Annotated in this window: 18 protein-coding genes; all 18 read left to right on the forward strand. The window is 34.6% G+C overall.

Annotated elements, in window-relative coordinates; genetic code table 11:
* The first annotated feature begins 26 nt into the window (after nucleotides 1-26).
* The 18 genes from JNUCC80_RS02435 (at nucleotide 27) to recD2 (ending at nucleotide 17,299) form a co-directional block, all read left to right on the forward strand.
* Nucleotides 27-902 carry a cell division protein FtsQ/DivIB gene (locus JNUCC80_RS02435; RefSeq protein ID WP_454153218.1) on the forward strand — a complete coding sequence of 292 codons (876 nt, stop codon included), beginning with the start codon at nucleotides 27-29 and terminating at the stop codon, nucleotides 900-902.
* A gap of 78 nt (nucleotides 903-980) precedes the next feature.
* A complete protein-coding gene (gene ftsA / locus JNUCC80_RS02440) occupies nucleotides 981-2,381 on the forward strand; it encodes a cell division protein FtsA (protein WP_454153219.1) in 1,401 nt (466 codons plus the stop codon).
* 20 nt (nucleotides 2,382-2,401) lie between these two features.
* Entirely contained in the window at nucleotides 2,402-3,760 is a 1,359-nt protein-coding gene (gene ftsZ, locus JNUCC80_RS02445; protein ID WP_454153220.1) for a cell division protein FtsZ, read from the forward strand.
* A 35-nt stretch (nucleotides 3,761-3,795) separates the two neighbouring features.
* A complete protein-coding gene (locus JNUCC80_RS02450; RefSeq protein ID WP_056974918.1) occupies nucleotides 3,796-4,227 on the forward strand; it encodes a cell division protein SepF in 432 nt (143 codons plus the stop codon).
* Nucleotides 4,227-4,517 carry a YggT family protein gene (locus JNUCC80_RS02455; protein WP_454142901.1) on the forward strand — a complete coding sequence of 97 codons (291 nt, stop codon included), beginning with the start codon at nucleotides 4,227-4,229 and terminating at the stop codon, nucleotides 4,515-4,517. Before JNUCC80_RS02450 ends, JNUCC80_RS02455 begins: the two co-directional genes overlap by 1 nt.
* The gene (locus tag JNUCC80_RS02460; RefSeq protein WP_454153221.1) at nucleotides 4,517-5,347 is read left to right on the forward strand and encodes a YlmH family RNA-binding protein; all 831 of its coding nucleotides are present in this window, start codon (nucleotides 4,517-4,519) and stop codon (nucleotides 5,345-5,347) included. Before JNUCC80_RS02455 ends, JNUCC80_RS02460 begins: the two co-directional genes overlap by 1 nt.
* A 7-nt stretch (nucleotides 5,348-5,354) precedes the next feature.
* A complete protein-coding gene (locus tag JNUCC80_RS02465) occupies nucleotides 5,355-6,044 on the forward strand; it encodes a DivIVA domain-containing protein (protein WP_454153222.1) in 690 nt (229 codons plus the stop codon).
* A 234-nt stretch (nucleotides 6,045-6,278) separates the two neighbouring features.
* Nucleotides 6,279-9,059: an isoleucine--tRNA ligase gene (ileS, locus tag JNUCC80_RS02470; protein ID WP_454153223.1), complete on the forward strand. Its 2,781-nt coding sequence runs from the start codon at nucleotides 6,279-6,281 to the stop codon at nucleotides 9,057-9,059.
* Nucleotides 9,059-9,265 carry a cold-shock protein gene (locus JNUCC80_RS02475; RefSeq protein ID WP_454153224.1) on the forward strand — a complete coding sequence of 69 codons (207 nt, stop codon included), beginning with the start codon at nucleotides 9,059-9,061 and terminating at the stop codon, nucleotides 9,263-9,265. Before ileS ends, JNUCC80_RS02475 begins: the two co-directional genes overlap by 1 nt.
* A 60-nt stretch (nucleotides 9,266-9,325) precedes the next feature.
* The gene (locus JNUCC80_RS02480; RefSeq protein ID WP_454153225.1) at nucleotides 9,326-9,874 is read left to right on the forward strand and encodes an NUDIX hydrolase; all 549 of its coding nucleotides are present in this window, start codon (nucleotides 9,326-9,328) and stop codon (nucleotides 9,872-9,874) included.
* A complete protein-coding gene (locus JNUCC80_RS02485) occupies nucleotides 9,871-10,092 on the forward strand; it encodes a hypothetical protein (RefSeq protein ID WP_454142889.1) in 222 nt (73 codons plus the stop codon). Before JNUCC80_RS02480 ends, JNUCC80_RS02485 begins: the two co-directional genes overlap by 4 nt.
* Before the next feature lie 21 nt (nucleotides 10,093-10,113).
* Nucleotides 10,114-10,806 carry a 5'-methylthioadenosine/adenosylhomocysteine nucleosidase gene (locus JNUCC80_RS02490; RefSeq protein WP_454153226.1) on the forward strand — a complete coding sequence of 231 codons (693 nt, stop codon included), beginning with the start codon at nucleotides 10,114-10,116 and terminating at the stop codon, nucleotides 10,804-10,806.
* A gap of 20 nt (nucleotides 10,807-10,826) precedes the next feature.
* Entirely contained in the window at nucleotides 10,827-11,984 is a 1,158-nt protein-coding gene (locus JNUCC80_RS02495) for a cysteine desulfurase family protein (RefSeq protein WP_454153227.1), read from the forward strand.
* A 58-nt stretch (nucleotides 11,985-12,042) separates the two neighbouring features.
* Nucleotides 12,043-12,387 carry a hypothetical protein gene (locus tag JNUCC80_RS02500; protein ID WP_454142883.1) on the forward strand — a complete coding sequence of 115 codons (345 nt, stop codon included), beginning with the start codon at nucleotides 12,043-12,045 and terminating at the stop codon, nucleotides 12,385-12,387.
* A gap of 49 nt (nucleotides 12,388-12,436) precedes the next feature.
* Entirely contained in the window at nucleotides 12,437-13,528 is a 1,092-nt protein-coding gene (gene mnmA, locus JNUCC80_RS02505) for a tRNA 2-thiouridine(34) synthase MnmA (RefSeq protein WP_454144706.1), read from the forward strand.
* Between the two features lie 123 nt (nucleotides 13,529-13,651).
* On the forward strand, nucleotides 13,652-14,314 hold the full coding sequence (locus JNUCC80_RS02510) for a histidine phosphatase family protein (protein WP_454153228.1): 663 nt from the start codon (nucleotides 13,652-13,654) through the stop codon (nucleotides 14,312-14,314).
* The gene (locus tag JNUCC80_RS02515; RefSeq protein WP_454153229.1) at nucleotides 14,314-14,967 is read left to right on the forward strand and encodes a tetratricopeptide repeat protein; all 654 of its coding nucleotides are present in this window, start codon (nucleotides 14,314-14,316) and stop codon (nucleotides 14,965-14,967) included. The genes JNUCC80_RS02510 and JNUCC80_RS02515 overlap by 1 nt, the downstream gene beginning before the upstream one ends.
* The gene (recD2, locus tag JNUCC80_RS02520) at nucleotides 14,960-17,299 is read left to right on the forward strand and encodes an SF1B family DNA helicase RecD2 (protein WP_454153230.1); all 2,340 of its coding nucleotides are present in this window, start codon (nucleotides 14,960-14,962) and stop codon (nucleotides 17,297-17,299) included. Before JNUCC80_RS02515 ends, recD2 begins: the two co-directional genes overlap by 8 nt.
* Nucleotides 17,300-17,321 lie beyond the last annotated feature (22 nt).

Genomic DNA, 17,321 nt, shown 5'->3' on the forward strand with positions numbered 1-17,321 from the left:
CAAGTGAAAAAAGGTGGTGATTAATTATGGGACGTCATAAAAAGAAAGATAAGTCTAAGAAATTCACAAAAAAAGATCCGAGACAAGAACTAGATGGTTGGATCAATCAAAAAGAGCAAGATGTTAAAAACAAACCAGAAAAAGCAAGCCATCGATTAACACAGTTAAAAGTTCAAAGAAGACGTTCTTTAATTAAAAAGCTGCTATTAATTTTCACAATTGCGATAGTCGTTATACTAGCAAGTCTTTACTACATGTCACCGATATCTAATGTTAGTAAAGTTGAAGTGAATTCTGAAAATATCGTGTCGAAAGAAGAACTTGAAAAGCTAATTGTTTTTAATCCAAACGATAAAGTGTTAGTTGCCTACATTAACCAGGGAACATTAAGCCATAAGGTTAATGAAACTTACCCATCTATTGCTAGACTAGATTTAAAGATAACAAATTATAATGAATTACAAATGACTGCTGTTCCGGCAGAAGTCATTGGTTATTTTCAAAATGCTAACGGTTATCAACGAATTGTTTCAGATGGTAGAATTTCTCCAGAGTATATAAAAGAGCCCAAAGATCATACCATTTACTACGGTTTTCAAGGAGATAATCAACAAGAAAGACTCTCTCAAACTATTAAACTAGTTAATCAATTACCAGATAAAATTAAATCACAGTTAGCTAAAGTAAGAGTAGATGGACTTAAGCAAAACCAAATCGTGTTGGTAATGAAAGACAATAATATTGTGTTAGGAAATCAAGACACAATTGTTGATAAAATGAGCTATTACGATAAGATGAAAGAAAAGCTTGAAAGCAAAAAATACCTAATTGATTTAGAAGTAGGCTATTTTGCACAGCCATTATCTGATGAAACAGAAAAAAACTATAATAATTCGATTTAGCAGTATCATAATAATTCTAAATTATGATAAAATTTAGTTTAGACTAAGCATCCACGCTAAGGTATAGGGGGATAAATTTTGAGTAATCAAAAGTTAGTTGTTGGTTTAGACATCGGAACCAGAAATGTCAAAGCAACAATTGCTGATATTTCTTCTAATGATATTCGTATCATTGGAGTTTCCTCTGTTAAAACTCAGGGACTAGATAAAGGCAATATTGTTGATATTAATCAAACAGCAGAAGCAATTAAACAAGTATTAAGTAATGTTGAAGAAAAAGCTGGAACACACAATGTCAAGCAGGTAGTTACCGCTATTCCTGCTAATATGCTTCAGTTGAAAGTTATTGAAACAGAATACCAAATTGACCAAGAAGCTAGAGAAATTGATAATCAAGACGTTGAACGTGCTTTAAATCAAGCTTTTCAACTGCATCTTGAAACAGATAGAGCTGTCGTTAGCTTTACGCCTTTATATTTTAAGGTTAACGGATTAGGTAATGTTGGCGATCCACGACGTATGATGGGACAAGTCCTTACTGTCAAAGGAACAATGATGACGGCACCTAAATATTTGATGCATAATTTGAAAAAGGCGATAGAGACGGCGGGTTACCAAAGTCAAAGTTTTGTGGCAGCACCACTTGCTTTTTCATCTGTAGCTTTAACTGATGATGAAAAAGAATTCGGCACAATTCTTTTGGATATTGGTGGCGGACAAACAACCGCTTCTGTTATCCAACATAATCAATTGCGATATGCGTTCGTAGATTTAGAAGCAGGTAGCGATATTACAAATGATATTGCAGTTGTTTTGAACACTTCTAAGAATTCAGCAGAACAAATAAAAATTGATTTTGGTAATGCGATGGAATCACAAACTCGTCCTGAAGATACTTTTTCAGTCGAAAAGATTGGTCAAAAAAATCTCGATATTGTAGATGAAAGATATTTATCTCAAATTATCAGTGCGCGTGTCGATCAGATTTTAGATAACGTGGGTTCAGCTTTATACCGAAACGATTTGCTAGAAGCTCCTGGCGGAATTGTTATATCGGGTGGAAGTGCTGAACTAGCAGGGCTAGAAGAATTTGTTCAAAACTTTTATGGCATTCAAACGCGTATCTATAGTCCAGATCAAATGGGTATGAGACATCCAGAATATACAAACGTCTATGGCATTATTCATTATATGTCTCAAATAAAGGACATTGACCGTTTAATTAATCACCTAATTAGTGTTAATATAGATAATAAAGGTGTTAGTGCAAATTCTGATAAAAGAAATAATAACTTATTTAGTAAGTTCAATAAACCTAACTCTTCTAGCAATTCTAACGATGAACAAGAGCAAGTAAATAATAATTCTGATCAGTCATCAGAAAATAATTCTTCATCTAAACAACAGAATTCAAACAAGAAACAACCTAAGCAAGGAAAACAAAGACTCAAAAATTTCTGGAGTAAATTTTTTGACTAATAATTGGAGGCACATATTTTATGGATTTTTCATTTGATTCACAAGATACAAATAACGCCATCATAAAGGTGATTGGTGTCGGGGGTGCTGGAGGAAATGCAGTTAACCGAATGATTGATGAAGATGTACAAGGCGTACAATTCATCGTTGCAAATACTGATGTTCAAGCATTAGAAAGCTCAAAAGCTGAAACTAAAATTCAATTAGGACCTAAATTAACACGTGGACTTGGTGCCGGTTCGAATCCGGAAGTTGGAGAAAGCGCTGCTGAAGAAAGTGCCCAAGCTATTGAAGATGAATTAAAAGGCGCTGACATGATTTTTGTAACAGCAGGAATGGGAGGCGGAACTGGTACAGGAGCTGCACCAGTTGTTGCTAAAATTGCTAAAGAAACAGGTGCTTTAACTGTTGGAGTTGTGACAAGACCTTTCTTATTTGAAGGACCAAAGAGAAGCAAAAACGCTGCCCAAGGTATTTCAAACATGAAAGAATTTGTTGATACTTTGGTAATTATTGCTAATAATCGACTACTTGAAATCGTTGATAAAAAGACACCAATGCTTGAAGCATTCAAAGAAGCAGATAATGTCTTACGCCAAGGTGTTCAAGGAATTTCAGACCTAATTACATCAACTGACTATGTTAACTTGGACTTTGCTGATGTTAAAACTGTTATGCAAAACCAAGGCTCTGCTTTAATGGGAATTGGATATGCAACAGGAGAAAATCGTACAGTAGAAGCAACTAAGAAAGCAATTTCATCTCCATTACTTGAAGTTTCAATTGATGGGGCTAAACAAGTGTTATTAAACATTACAGGTGGTCCTGACTTAACCTTATTTGAAGCACAAGACGCTTCAAGTATTGTGAGCCAGTCAGCTGGTGATGATATCAACATTATCTTTGGTACATCAATCAATGAAAGCTTAGGCGATGAAGTTGTGGTAACTGTAATTGCTACAGGTATTGAAAACGGCGATAGTGTTAAGCCTTCTATGACGAAAGAATCACTAAATACCCGTCCACAACCAACTCAAAGCTCAAATAGCCAATCAGAAACTCATGCCGCATATTCACAACAAGAATTGCAAAAAGAGACTGAAGCTGAAGTGAAACCTGCACCTAAAAAAGAATTCACTTTTGACACAGGACACGAAGAAAATAAAGAAAGAAGTACTTTTGATCCAACATCTGATTGGAAAGAAAGTCAAGAACCAAAATCTTTCGATGTTCATCTAGACGATGATAAAGAAAGTGATCCTTTTGGAAGCTTTAGAAATGAAAAACAAGATAATACAGTAAATACTGATATTGAAACACATCAAGATGATGATAATAACTTACCACCATTCTTTAGACGCCGTAAAAACAAATTTTAATAAATTATGATTAAAAATATTTAGGAGGAATCATTATGGCTTTTGAAAAATTTGAAAAATTCTTTGGTTTTGGAGACGAAGATATTGAACAAGAAACTTATGATTATGAAAAAGAAAATGATTACCATCAAAACGAAACTAACAATACTAAAAGAGACAATGTAGTCCCTTTGAATTCTGATAAAAAACCTTCAAACAAGATTTTCTTGTTTGAACCTAGAGTTTATTCAGATGCTAAAAATGTAGCAGAACAAGTTTTGAACAATGGTGCATGCATTATTAACTTTTCAAGAATGGAAGACGACCAAGCGAAAAGAGTTGTTGACTTTTTAACAGGTACAGTTTACTCATTAAACGGTAAAATTGAACGTGTTGGCGACAAAATTTTTCTAGCTACTCCTCCTAAATTTGAAATCGATGGTAAAATCACAAAAATGATGGAACAAAATAAGGATGACTTAGATTAATGGCTAGTTTTATTATTTTTCTTTATCAAATAATAAAATTTGTACTGTATATTTATTCCATTCTTATTGTGGTAGATGCACTTTTGAGTTGGGTTCCGGCTCTGAAAAATGGTGCTGCTGGTCGTTTGCTTGGTAAAGTAGTAGATCCTTATATTGGTGCTATCGAACGATTCGTTCCAGCAATTGGTGGTATCAGTTTTGCACCAGTTATTGGTTTGTTTTTACTATACTTGGCACAAAACTATATTCTGCCTAACTTCTTTTTATTAATCGTAAGGTTATTAGGTTAATGAAATTACAAGCAAGTAGCTTTTATAGCTTTTTTGAAGTAAATGAACATAAAACAATAAACTATTTAGTGGGTTTGATTAATCAAACTCACTTTTCATATAGTGGCGAAGTTCTCACACCTTTTTTAACACTAAGAGAACAGTTTATTTTAAATCAGCTGTTGCAAATTTCAAAATCGTCATGCCATGTTAGTTTCTTTGGCGGATATAAAAATTCTGAGGAAGAAGCAGAGCGAAAAAGGGCATTGCTATTCAGCGATGAGCGGGCTTTTATTGATGATGCTTCATTTGAGATAAGCGCACTTGAAATTAGCTATAATAGCAAATTTAATGAATTGTCTCATAGTAAAATATATGCAGCACTTCACCAATTAGGGGTTGAATTTCACTTGTTTGGCGATATTATTAATCAAGGTAGTATTTGGCAATTTTTTGTCGATCAAGCGATAGTAGACTATGTGAAACACGAATTTAATTCAATTTTTAAGGTAAAAATCAAACTAATAAGTGTACCGTTAAAAGATGTTGTTATACCTGAGCAAAGTTATGAAGAAGTTTCAATTCTAACAACCTCAAAAAGAATTGATAATTTAATCGCTTCAGCTACGAATCAAAGTCGCTCTTCTGTGAAACAACTAGTCGAATCATCCGCGGTTAAGCGTAATTGGGTGCCGTTGACAACTAAACAACTTTCGCAGTCAGTAGCGTTGAATGATTATATTAGTGTTCGTCATTTTGGCCGATTCCAATTTATTGGTGAAAGTGGCGAAACGAAACGTGGGAAGCATCGCTTAATGATTAAATTATGGAGGACCAAGAAAAGGGGATAGAAAATAAATGAAGTTAACACCAAAAGATATTCATGAAAAAGATTTCCAAAGAAAAATGTGGGGTTATGATCCTGATCAAGTAGACGAGTTTTTAGATCAAGTTATCGTTGATTATGGCGATTTACTGAAAGAGGTTGAGCAGTTGAAACAGGAACGCCAAATCATGCATCAACAACTTGATGAATATGACCACAAAAAGAATTCTTTAAATGACTCTATTATTAGTGCGCAAGAAGTAGCAACACAAATCAAGAATCAAGCACAAGCAGATTCTAATAAGCTTGTTTCCGAGGCTAAACAATACGTTGAATCACTAAAAGAAGAAACTAGTCAAAGGTTGCAACAACAAGAAGCACAAGCACAATCAAAAATTAAGTCATTAAGTAACGATTATGAATTACTTAAACAAAGAATACTTGAAACACGTCAAAATTACGGACAGTTGTTGCAGACGCAACTTGAAGAGTTTCAAAGTGATGACTGGCAATACTTTTTGGATAGATACTTTGGTCGTCAACGTATTTATCCAGCAAATAACGATGAAGAGCCTATTTCGGTAAATGACCTTGACACAGATGATAATCAAGGGGTACAATCTGAACATACTAATCAACCATCAGAAGATGCGCCTACACAACAGTTGAACGATGACGGTCCTGTAATCGTATTTCCTGATGATTATAAGAAACACAACTAAAATGAACAGTAGCGGCTTAGAATCGAGCAAAGCGAGTTGGTGATGGTGAAAGTCCAACAATTAAAGATTTAAAGAGTCCATCAGCTGTTTACAACATTTTAGCGTACAGATATACGATACATATCAATTAAGTGGCATGAGATTTTTAAAATAATTTTATGCAATTTAGGTGGTAACGCGAAGCTTTCGTCCTATGTAGGATGAAAGCTTTTTTATTTTAAAGGGGGAACTAACATGAAATTAAAAGATACTTTAAACTTAGGTAAAACTAAATTTCCAATGCGTGGAAATCTTCCAAACCGTGAAGGTCAATGGCAAGAAGAATGGCGCGAAAATAAATTATATGAAAAACGTTTAGAATTAAATGAAGGTAAACCTCAATTCATCTTGCATGATGGCCCTCCATTTGCTAACGGTAATATCCACATGGGACATGCGTTAAACAAAATTAGTAAAGATTTTGTTGTCCGTTACAAATCAATGACAGGTTACTCAACACCATTTATTCCAGGTTGGGATACTCATGGATTACCTATTGAACAACAACTTGCTAAAAAAGGTGTTAACCGCAAGGAAATTTCGCTTTCAGAATATCGTGACATGTGTCGTGACTTTGCAATGAACGAAGTTAACAAGCAACGTGAAGACTTCAAACGCTTAGGGGTAGCTGCTGATTGGGATCACCCATATATCACATTACAACCTGAATATGAAGCTGAAGAAGTTAAAGTGTTTGGTCAAATGTATGAAAATGGATACATTTACAAAGGTAAAAAACCTGTTTACTGGTCACCATCTTCTGAATCAACACTTGCGGAAGCAGAAATTGAATACAAAGATGTCAAGTCACCTTCTATGTATGTTGCTTTTGATTTACTTGATGGTAAGGGTATTTTAGATAAAGATGCTAAATTAATTATTTGGACCACAACACCATGGACAATTCCATCAAACTTAGCTATTGCTGTAAATCCTCGTTTTGATTATGCAGTTGTTGAAGCTGACGGTAACAAATATGTAATTGCACAAGACCTACTTGAAACGGTTAGTGAAACTTTAGGATTTGAAGATGTAAAATTACTAAAAACGGTTAAAGGTCAAGACTTAGAATATGTTAAAGTAAAACACCCACTATACGATCGTGAATCACTTGTGATTTTAGGTGATCACGTAACACTAGATAGTGGTACAGGGCTTGTTCATACTGCACCAGGACATGGGGCTGATGACTTTATCGCAGGTATGAAATACAATCTTCCTGTATTATCACCAATCGATGAATCTGGTCATTACACTGACGAAGCACCTGGTTTTGAAGGCGTATTTTACGATGACGGTAACAAGATGGTAACTGATAAGTTGAAAGAAAATGGTTCATTACTAAAATTATCATTCTTTACTCACAGTTATCCTCATGACTGGAGAACTAAAAAACCAGTTATTTTCCGTGCAACAACACAATGGTTTGCATCAATTGAACCATTTAGACAAAACATTTTAGATGAAATTGAAAAAGTAAGTTTCCTACCTGAATGGGGTAAGACAAGACTTTATAACATGATTCGTGACCGTGGTGATTGGGTAATTTCTCGTCAACGTGCATGGGGTGTTCCTTTACCAATTTTCTACGCTGAAAATGGCGATGCTATTATTACAAAAGAAACAATTAGCCATGTAGCAGACTTGTTTGCTAAAGAAGGATCAAACGTTTGGTATAAGAGAACAGCTAAAGAATTGTTACCTGAAGGCTTTACTCATGAAGGTAGTCCAAACGGAGAATTTACTAAAGAAAACGATATCATGGACGTATGGTTTGACTCAGGTTCATCACACACTGCTGTTTTACAAGCACGTCCTGAAGTGAGTTATCCTGCTGATCTTTACTTAGAAGGATCAGATCAATACCGTGGTTGGTTCAACTCAAGTATTATTACTAGTGTTGCTGTTCATGGACAAGCACCATACAAATCACTACTTTCACAAGGGTTTGTATTAGATGGTCAAGGACGTAAAATGAGTAAATCTCTGGGTAACGTTATTGAACCAAATAAAGTGATTAAACAAATGGGTGCTGAAATCATTCGTTTATGGGTATCATCAGTTGACTCAAGTGCTGACGTTGCTGTTTCAATGGAAATCTTGCAACAAGTATCTGAAGTTTACCGTAAAATCCGTAATACAATGCGTTACATGTTATCAAATACAACTGACTTTGATCCAAAAGAAAATCGTGTTGCATTTGAAGATATGCCTGGTGCTGATCAATATATTGAAGTTCGTTTGAATCAAGTTGTTAAAGCTGTTGAAGAAGCATACGAAAATTATGACTTTAACGATGTTTATAAATTAGTATTTGAATTTATTACAAATGACTTATCAGCATTTTACTTAGACTTTGCTAAGGATGTTGTTTATATTGAATCTGCTGATTCTAAAGCACGTCGTACAATGCAAACAGTGATGTATGATGTTTTAGTTAAATTAACTAAACTAATCACACCAATTTTGACTCACACAGCAGAAGAAGTTTGGTCATTCTTGAAAGAACCAGAAGAATATGCCCAATTAACTGAAATGCCAGAAGTCCTAAGTTATGATAACGAAGCAGAACTACTTGAAAAATGGGCAGAATTCATGAAGTTCCGTCATAATGTCTTGAAATCTCTAGAAGAAGCTAGAAATCAAAAAGTTATCGGTAAATCTCTTGAATCAAAAGTAACTATCTACCCAGATGCAGAATTGAAACAATTACTAAATAACCTAAATTCAGATGTTCGTGTATTATTAATTACTTCTGATTTAGAAGTTAGTGATGAAAAAGCACCTGAAAACGCTGATCACTATGAAAATATGTCAGTTGTTGTTGAACATGCCGAAGGTGAAGTTTGCCCAAGATGTCGTAAAGTATGTCAAGATACTGGTGTAAATGAAAAATTACCAGAATTATGTGCACACTGTGCTGAAATCGTTGAAAATGATTTTCCAGAAGCAGTGGCAGAAGGGTTCGAAGACTAATGTTAAAGGGAACTGTTCAAGAATTCGATTTAAAAAAAGGATTTGGATTCATTTATGATGAATTCATGGATGCCGATTATTTTGTTCATTACACAGCGATTATGACAGAAGGTTTTAAGACTTTGAAACCAGGACAACATGTTGAATTCCAACTTGCTAAAGGGCCCAAAGGGTACCAAGCAATCAACGTTACAGTTTTAGATTAAAGTAAAAGAAAAAGTTGAATTATTCAGCTTTTTCTTTTCTTTTTTATCAGGAGGAAATAGATGGATAATTATCGCGAAATCGAGTTATCAAGACAGGAAAAATTCAAAGGTAAAATTATTAGTTTAGATGTTGAAACAGTCAAATTACCTAATGGGGAAGTCTCTTTTCGAGAAGTTGTACGTCATAATGGAGCAGTTAGTTGTTTAGCAGTTAATGAGGGGAAGGCGTTATTTGTGACACAATGGCGTGAACCCTTTAAAAGTGTTAGTATTGAAATCCCTGCAGGAAAGTTAGATTCAGCTTCAGAAGTTCCTTTTGAAGCGATTCAAAGAGAGCTAAATGAAGAAACTGGTTATCAAGCTAATAATTGGAAGAAAGTTTACGACTTTTATACTTCTCCAGGATTTAGTGATGAAAAGATGTATTTTTATTATTGTGATGAACTAAGCCAGTTAAAAAATAAGCGACCACTTGATGATGATGAGTTTTTGAGTGTCAATTGGTTAACGCTGTCTGAAGCAGAACAGCTGATAGATTCTGGCAAAATAGTGGATTTGAAAACAATAATGGCAATCAATTACTGGAAAACAATTGAGGAGGGGCAATGAAAACTAGAAAAGAATATCAAGAAGAACTTAAAAAACAGCAGCAAAATGCTGAAGGGGATAAGGTTTTGTCCAATAAAGAATTGGAAAATCCGATTGATACTGATAAACTTAAAGAGCAAGAAAAAAAAGTAAGAAGATTAAAAAAGAAACTTAATATTGCCATATTAAGCGTTAGCGCTTTGATTATTTTGACAATATTAGCTTTGATTTATCTTTAATTTAAAGTGAGGAAATTTTAAATGAAAATTGGTATTATTGTTCCAATGTCAGAAGAACGAGAGTATTATTTAGAACAATTCGAAAATGTTAAGAGATCAGTGGTAGGTCCAACTGAAGTTTATGAAGCACAGTACCATGATTTTGAAATTGTTATCGTATTAAGTGGTATTGGTAAAGTTCAAGCAGCAATGACGACAACCTTATTAATGCAAGAATTCAAACCTGACTTAGTGATTATGACAGGTTCAGCTGGTGCATTATCAGACGACTTAGAAATTGGTGACGTTGTGGTTGCAAACGAACTTGTTTATCATGACGCTGATTCTACTCAAGATGGCTATAAATTAGGACAATTACCAGGACAACCTGAAAGATATGAAACAAGTCGTTACTACAACGATCAATTATTACAAGCATTGACACAACTAAGTGTGCCAAACACGACAGGATTAGTTGTAACAGGAGATATGTTTGTTGGAAAATTAGAAACAAAACAACATATTATTTCTAACTTCCCCGATGCTTTATGTGTTGAAATGGAAGGGGCTGCGATTGCGCAAGTATTGAATAACTATCAAGTTCCAATGGTAGGAATTCGCTCAATATCTGATAAAAGTGATATGAGCTCAGATATGACATTTGATCATTTTGTTAAATTTGCTGGTAAAAATGCTGCGAAAATCGTATTCCACTTCTTAGATAATTTAAAATAAAAAAGAAGAGGCGTTTACAAGTGAGTTCACTATATTTTGACAATGCTGCAACAACAGCGATGAGACCTGAAGTTATTGAAGAAATGACTGATAAGATGACAAGCGTTTATGGGAATGCATCAAGCACCCATGAATTCGGTCGCCAAGCCAAAAAGGTTTTAGATGATAGTCGAGAAACTTTAGCTAAAAGTATTAATGCGACAGATAAAGAAATTATTATCACGAGTGGTGGAACAGAAAGTAATAATATGGCGCTTCGCCAAGTTGCTAAAATTAAGCAAAACGAAGGTAAGCATATTATTTCAACTGTTATTGAGCATCCCTCAGTCCTAAGAACTCTGGAATACTTAGAAAGCTTAGGATTTGAAGTTACTTATTTACCTGTTAATTCGCAGGGTAGTTTAAGTATTGATGATGTGAAATCAGCACTAAGACCAGATACAATTTTGGTTTCACTTATGAGTGTTAATAATGAAACAGGTGCAAGATTACCTATCCATGAGGTTGGTGAACTATTAAAAGACCATCAAGCTGTTTTTCATACAGATGCAGTTCAATCTTATGGGCTAGATAGTATTGATGTTAGACGTGACCATATTGATTTACTTTCAACTAGTGCTCACAAAATTAATGGCCCTAAATTCATTGGATTTTTATACCTTAACAAAGATATCTTTATCAAACCACTTATTTTGGGTGGAGAGCAAGAAAGCAAAAGACGTGCTGGAACAGAAAATGTTCCGGCTATTGCGGGTTTTGCTAAAGCTGTTAGCCTATTGGATGAAGCATCAAAACAAGATAAACAGACATTCTTTAAACAATTGACAAACCAATTACTTAATCACTTAGAAGAAAATCAAGTTGATTTTGAAGTAAATGGTCAATTAGATGATAATCATTCCTATCATGTGTTAAATCTTTGGATAAAAGGTGTTGAAACGGACCGTTTACAGATGAACTTAGACCTTAACCATATTGCGGTATCTGGTGGATCAGCTTGTTCTGCTGGGTCTTTAGAGCCTTCTCACGTACTAACAGCTATGTATGGTGAAAGCAGTCCGCGTGTAAACGAGTCAATCCGAATTAGTTTTGGCGAATTTAATACAGAAGCTGAGGTTGAAGCCTTATCTAGCCAGCTAGTGAAAATTGTTTCAAGATTACTAACAAAAAATAAGTGAAAATGCGTGCATTTTTAGTTAATCTATTTTATAATAATAATTCGTTGGGAGTTTTATGATGGCAAAATCTAAATTTGTTTCAATAAATGGTGATTCAAGACAATTTGCAGTAGACGATGATATCAAGCGTTATTCATTAATTGATGCTGGATTCAAACAAACTAAAAATGGTAATTTTAGTTATGATCGTCCTTTATATAATGACTCACCTTATAATGCAACTATGAGATTCAAGATAACAATCTCTCAAGAGATGACACAATTAAAAATGGTTATCACAGACAAAAATGGGTTGCAAAAGGTGAACTTATTTAAAAACGACCAGTTATCTGCTGCGAAAGAACTACTTGAATTTATCTTAAAAGATTTAGTCGAAGCACATATTATAACTGAAGATAAATAAGAAAGAAGTTGATTTTTTGGATAACAGCAAGACTCGTGTTGTTGTTGGAATGAGTGGTGGAGTAGACTCATCTGTTACCGCTTTATTACTAAAACAACAAGGATATGACGTTATTGGCGTCTTTATGAAGAACTGGGACGATACAGACGAATTTGGTGTTTGTACCGCAACAGAAGATTATGAAGATGTTCGTAAAGTAGCAGAAAAAATAGGAATTCCTTACTATTCAGTTAACTTTGAAAAAGAATATTGGGACCGTGTGTTTGAATATTTCTTAGCTGAATATCGTAAAGGTCGTACACCTAACCCTGATGTAATGTGCAATAAAGAAGTAAAATTCAAAGCCTTTTTAGATTACGCAATGGATTTAGATGCTGATTATGTTGCAATGGGACACTATGCAAAAATTTATCGTGACGAAGCAGGCTATACGCATTTGATGCGTGCAACTGATACAAATAAGGATCAAACTTACTTCTTATGTCAATTAAGCCAAGCACAGCTAGATAAAACAATGTTTCCACTTCAAGGTTTGACTAAACCTGAAGTTAGAAAACTTGCTGAAGAAGCTGGCTTAGTGACTGCTAAGAAGAAAGATTCAACAGGAATTTGCTTTATTGGTGACCGTAATTTCCGTCAATTCTTGGGGCAATATTTACCAGCACAACCAGGTAAAATGATGACACCTGATGGTACAGAAATGGGTACACATACAGGGTTAATGTACTACACAATTGGCCAACGTTCTGGACTTGGAATCGGTGGAACTCACGGTTCATCTAACGAACCATGGTTTGTTGTAGGTAAAGATATTAACGAAAATATTTTGTATGTCGATCAAGGATTCCATAACGAACATCTTTATGCTGATCGCTTGGAAGCTTCTGATTTTTCATTTACAACACAATTTCCAGAAACAGGCACTTACAAAGTGACAGCTAAGTTTAGATATCGTCAACCTGACGTTGGTGTCACAGTTCATTATAATGCTGAAGATAATACAGCTAATGTTGTATTCGACGAACCTGTTCGTGCGATTACACCCGGACAAGCCGTTGTATTATACGATGGTGAAGAATGTCTAGGTGGCGGTATCATCGACCGCGCTTACCAAAACGAAAAAGTATTACAATACGTTTAAAACCGAAATCTCTCTAACTTTGAGGGAGTTTCGGTTTTTTTATTTTCTTTTTGGTCAAATGTTATTGAGTTTTAAGTGATTTTTTCCCATAATAAAAGAAAGACTAAAAAGGAGTTATTGCTTATGAAATTATATTTTATTCGTCATGGAAAAACACAATGGAATTTAGAAAAAAGATATCAAGGGGCTAATGGGGATTCGCCATTACTGCCTCAATCTTATGAAGATATCAAGCAATTAGCTTCTTTTATTGAGGATGTTTCTTTTGATGTGTTATATACAAGTCCTTTAAAAAGAACGATAACTACTTCAGAAGAGTTACTTAAAGCTTTACACCAAGAACAAGTTTCAGTTATTAAAGATGAAAGACTTAAAGAATTCGATTTGGGTGAATTAGAAGGAAAAACCTTTGTAGAATGTACAAAAAATTATCCAAATCAAATTAAAGCCTTTCGTGAAAATCCAGCTGAGTATGATCCATCTGCATTTGGCGGCGAAACATTTCAGTCAGTTATTGCGCGTGGTGATGCATTCATTAAAGATGTTCTAGCTAAGTATGGTGATACTGAAGCTAACATTTTGGTCATTAGTCATGGAGCAGCGTTGAATACAATTATTAAAAGCCAGTTGCACGTCCCATTAGCTGATATGAGAAAAGATGGCGGGTTAGCAAACACAAGTTTATCTATTCTTGAAAATAAAGATAATAGTCAAAACTTTGATTGTTTAATGCTTAATAACACGTCTTACTTAACTAAAAAACCAGAAAAGAGTGACACAGTTTAATGAATCAACAAGCGCAAGAACTATTTGAACAAGGCCAAACCGATAAAGCAGTTCACTTGCTAGTCAATCAAATTGATCATAACCCTAAAGATACGCAAGGATACTTACAGTTATCATTATTTTTGGTAAAAGGAAACGAACTTGAAAAAGCGATTGAGCTACTATTGAAGGCTGCAAATATCGTGGAAAATCCTAAAGACTTATACTTTAATTTAGCAACTGCTTACTACCTTAAAGGTGAGCTCGAAAAAGCACTTAATTTACTGAATCAATTACCTGATACAGCCGATAATTTATATCAAAAAGCGCTGGTCTATTTCAACGTGCAACAATATCCTAAGGCCTTAGCCTATGCAATGACTTCGGACCAAAAAAATCCATCAGATAGCCAAACCAAAGAACTACTAGGAGATCTTTGGTTAGCTATGGGAGACTTGAAACAAGCCTTTCGTTATTTTAATGAAGCTGCAACCATTAATCCTACAGCGAAATCATATATCTTTTTGGGAATTTGTGTATATAGTGAAGACTACGAAAAAGCGCAGGCTTATTTTGAAAAAGCTAATGAAATAAATGCTAAAGTAGCCAAACAAGTATTACAACAATATGAATCGCTACTTTCAGCAGTTAAAAATGGTAAGTTAAATGGCTGATTTTGTAGGAAAACTAAAGGCAATAATATTTGAAAATACGGCTGATTTATTCAAGATTATTAGTGTTGAAATTAGTGACCGAAGAGATTTGGATTGGCCTACACCAGAAATTATTGTGACAGGGACCATTGGTGACTTAGACTATGATACAGATTATGAATTTCAAGGTGAAATAACTACTCATCCAAAATTCGGAGATCAATTTAAGTGTCACTATTACCATGTTCTTGAACCTTCTAGTACAGCGGGATTGATCAAGTACTTAAGTGGTGAAAATTTCCCGGGTATTGGCCAAAAAACAGCACAAAAAATTGTTGATAAGCTAGGAGAAAAAACATTACCTATTTTGCAACAGGGATTAAATGCTGATGAATTTCAGCAACTAAATCTAACCAAAAAACAACAAGAATCTTTGAGTTTGGGTGCTTTGAAGATTGATAATTTTTCAGAAATTATTTTACAGTTGGGAAATTTAGGGCTTCCCAAAAAAGTAGCGACAGCAGTTTATAAATTGTACGGTGATAAGGCTTTAGAATTAGTTGAAGATAATCCTTATCAATTGATTTCTGAAGTTAGTGGAATTGGATTTAAGCGAGCAGATGAAATCGCTTTAAAGTTGGGAATCACTTATGATTCAAAGAAAAGAATCCAAGGTGCTATTTTACAAGGATTAGTTAGTAATACAGCTGTGAATGGTGACACTTACCAAGATGCTACTTTAGTAATCGATGATACGCATCAGATTTTAAATCAGTCACATTTTTCTGGTGAAATAGCTGATGAACAAATTTTGGAGCAGTTACAAGATTTGGTGCAGGCTCAAAAAGTCGTTATTGACCAGCAAAGACTTTATTTGCCGTTGTTTTACAAACGAGAACTAGATATTGCTGATGAGTTAAAGCGTTTTGAAGATTATAAAACCGAAGTTAATCAAGCAGATGATGTTGAAGCAGTGATTAATCAAGCTGAAATCAAGCTTGATATTGATTACGATCAGACTCAAAAAGATGCAATTGCTATGGTTTTGACTAATCAATTATCACTTTTAACTGGGGGACCAGGTACTGGGAAAACAACGGTTATCAAAGGAATTATTGAATCATTTAATCAGTTAGATGAGATTAATCGTCCTAAAATTCTACTTGCAGCGCCTACAGGTAGAGCTGCTAAAAGAATGTCTGAAGTAACAGGATATCAAGCAACAACATTGCATCGCTTACTCGGACTTGTTTCTGATGGTCAGCAAAACCAAGAAGACACTGAAACTGAAATCAAAGGAGACTTGTTGATTGTAGACGAGATGTCGATGGTTGATTTGTTGTTATTTTATCAACTAGCAAAAGCACTGACACCAGAAACAAAAGTTGTTTTGGTAGGTGACCAAGACCAGTTACCATCAGTTGGCGCGGGAAATGTATTTTCTGATTTATTGAAATCCAATTGTTTTGAAAAGACAGAGTTACAAAAAATTCACCGCCAAGCTGAATCATCTTCAATTGTTGAATTAGCCCATGAAATTAATCATCAGCAAAATAAAGAGTTAATTTTTGAACAACAACAAGACCGCAGTTTTATTGCCTGCTCAAGAAATCAAGTACCTGCCGTTGTGAACCAAATTGTCAAAAAAGCAACGGAAAAAGGGTTTTCAATGGATCAAGTTCAGGTGTTAACACCTATGTATAGTGGTGAAAGTGGTATTGATAATTTAAACCAGTCACTACAAACTTTGCTGAACCCTAAAGAAGAATCAACGACTAAAGAAATTGAAATAGGTAAACACAAGTTTCGAATTAATGACCGTGTATTGCAACTGGTTAACAATCCAGAAAAAGATATTTATAACGGTCAAATCGGTGAAATTGTTAGTTTAACACCTAATAATCAGGCTGAAACAATGATTGTTGACTTTGATGGTCACGAAGTAACGCTAGGCAAAAAAGAATTGAATGATTTGACGCTTGCTTATGCAATTTCGATTCATAAGTCACAAGGAAGTGAATTTCCACTTATTGTCTTGGTGCTAACGATGCAAAATAGCCGTATGCTAAAACGTAACTTATTATATACAGCAATTACACGTGCTAGTGAAAGTTTGGTAATGGTAGGGGAAAGAAGTGCTTTCCAAACTGCAATTGCAACTGATGGTAGCAACCGAAAAACGACTTTAGCGTTGAGGCTTCAAACAACTTTTTATCCAAAAGTTAACTCAAAAGAGGTAACAGATAAATCGACAGAGATACCTCAACAAGAAAGCTATTTACTAACAGAAGAGTTGATTTTGAGCCAACAAATCGATCCAATGATAGGAATGGCTGATGTCCAATTAAACTAAAAAAGCCTAAACTCGCAATTGA

The sequence above is a fragment of the Holzapfeliella sp. JNUCC 80 genome, assembly GCF_053667655.1.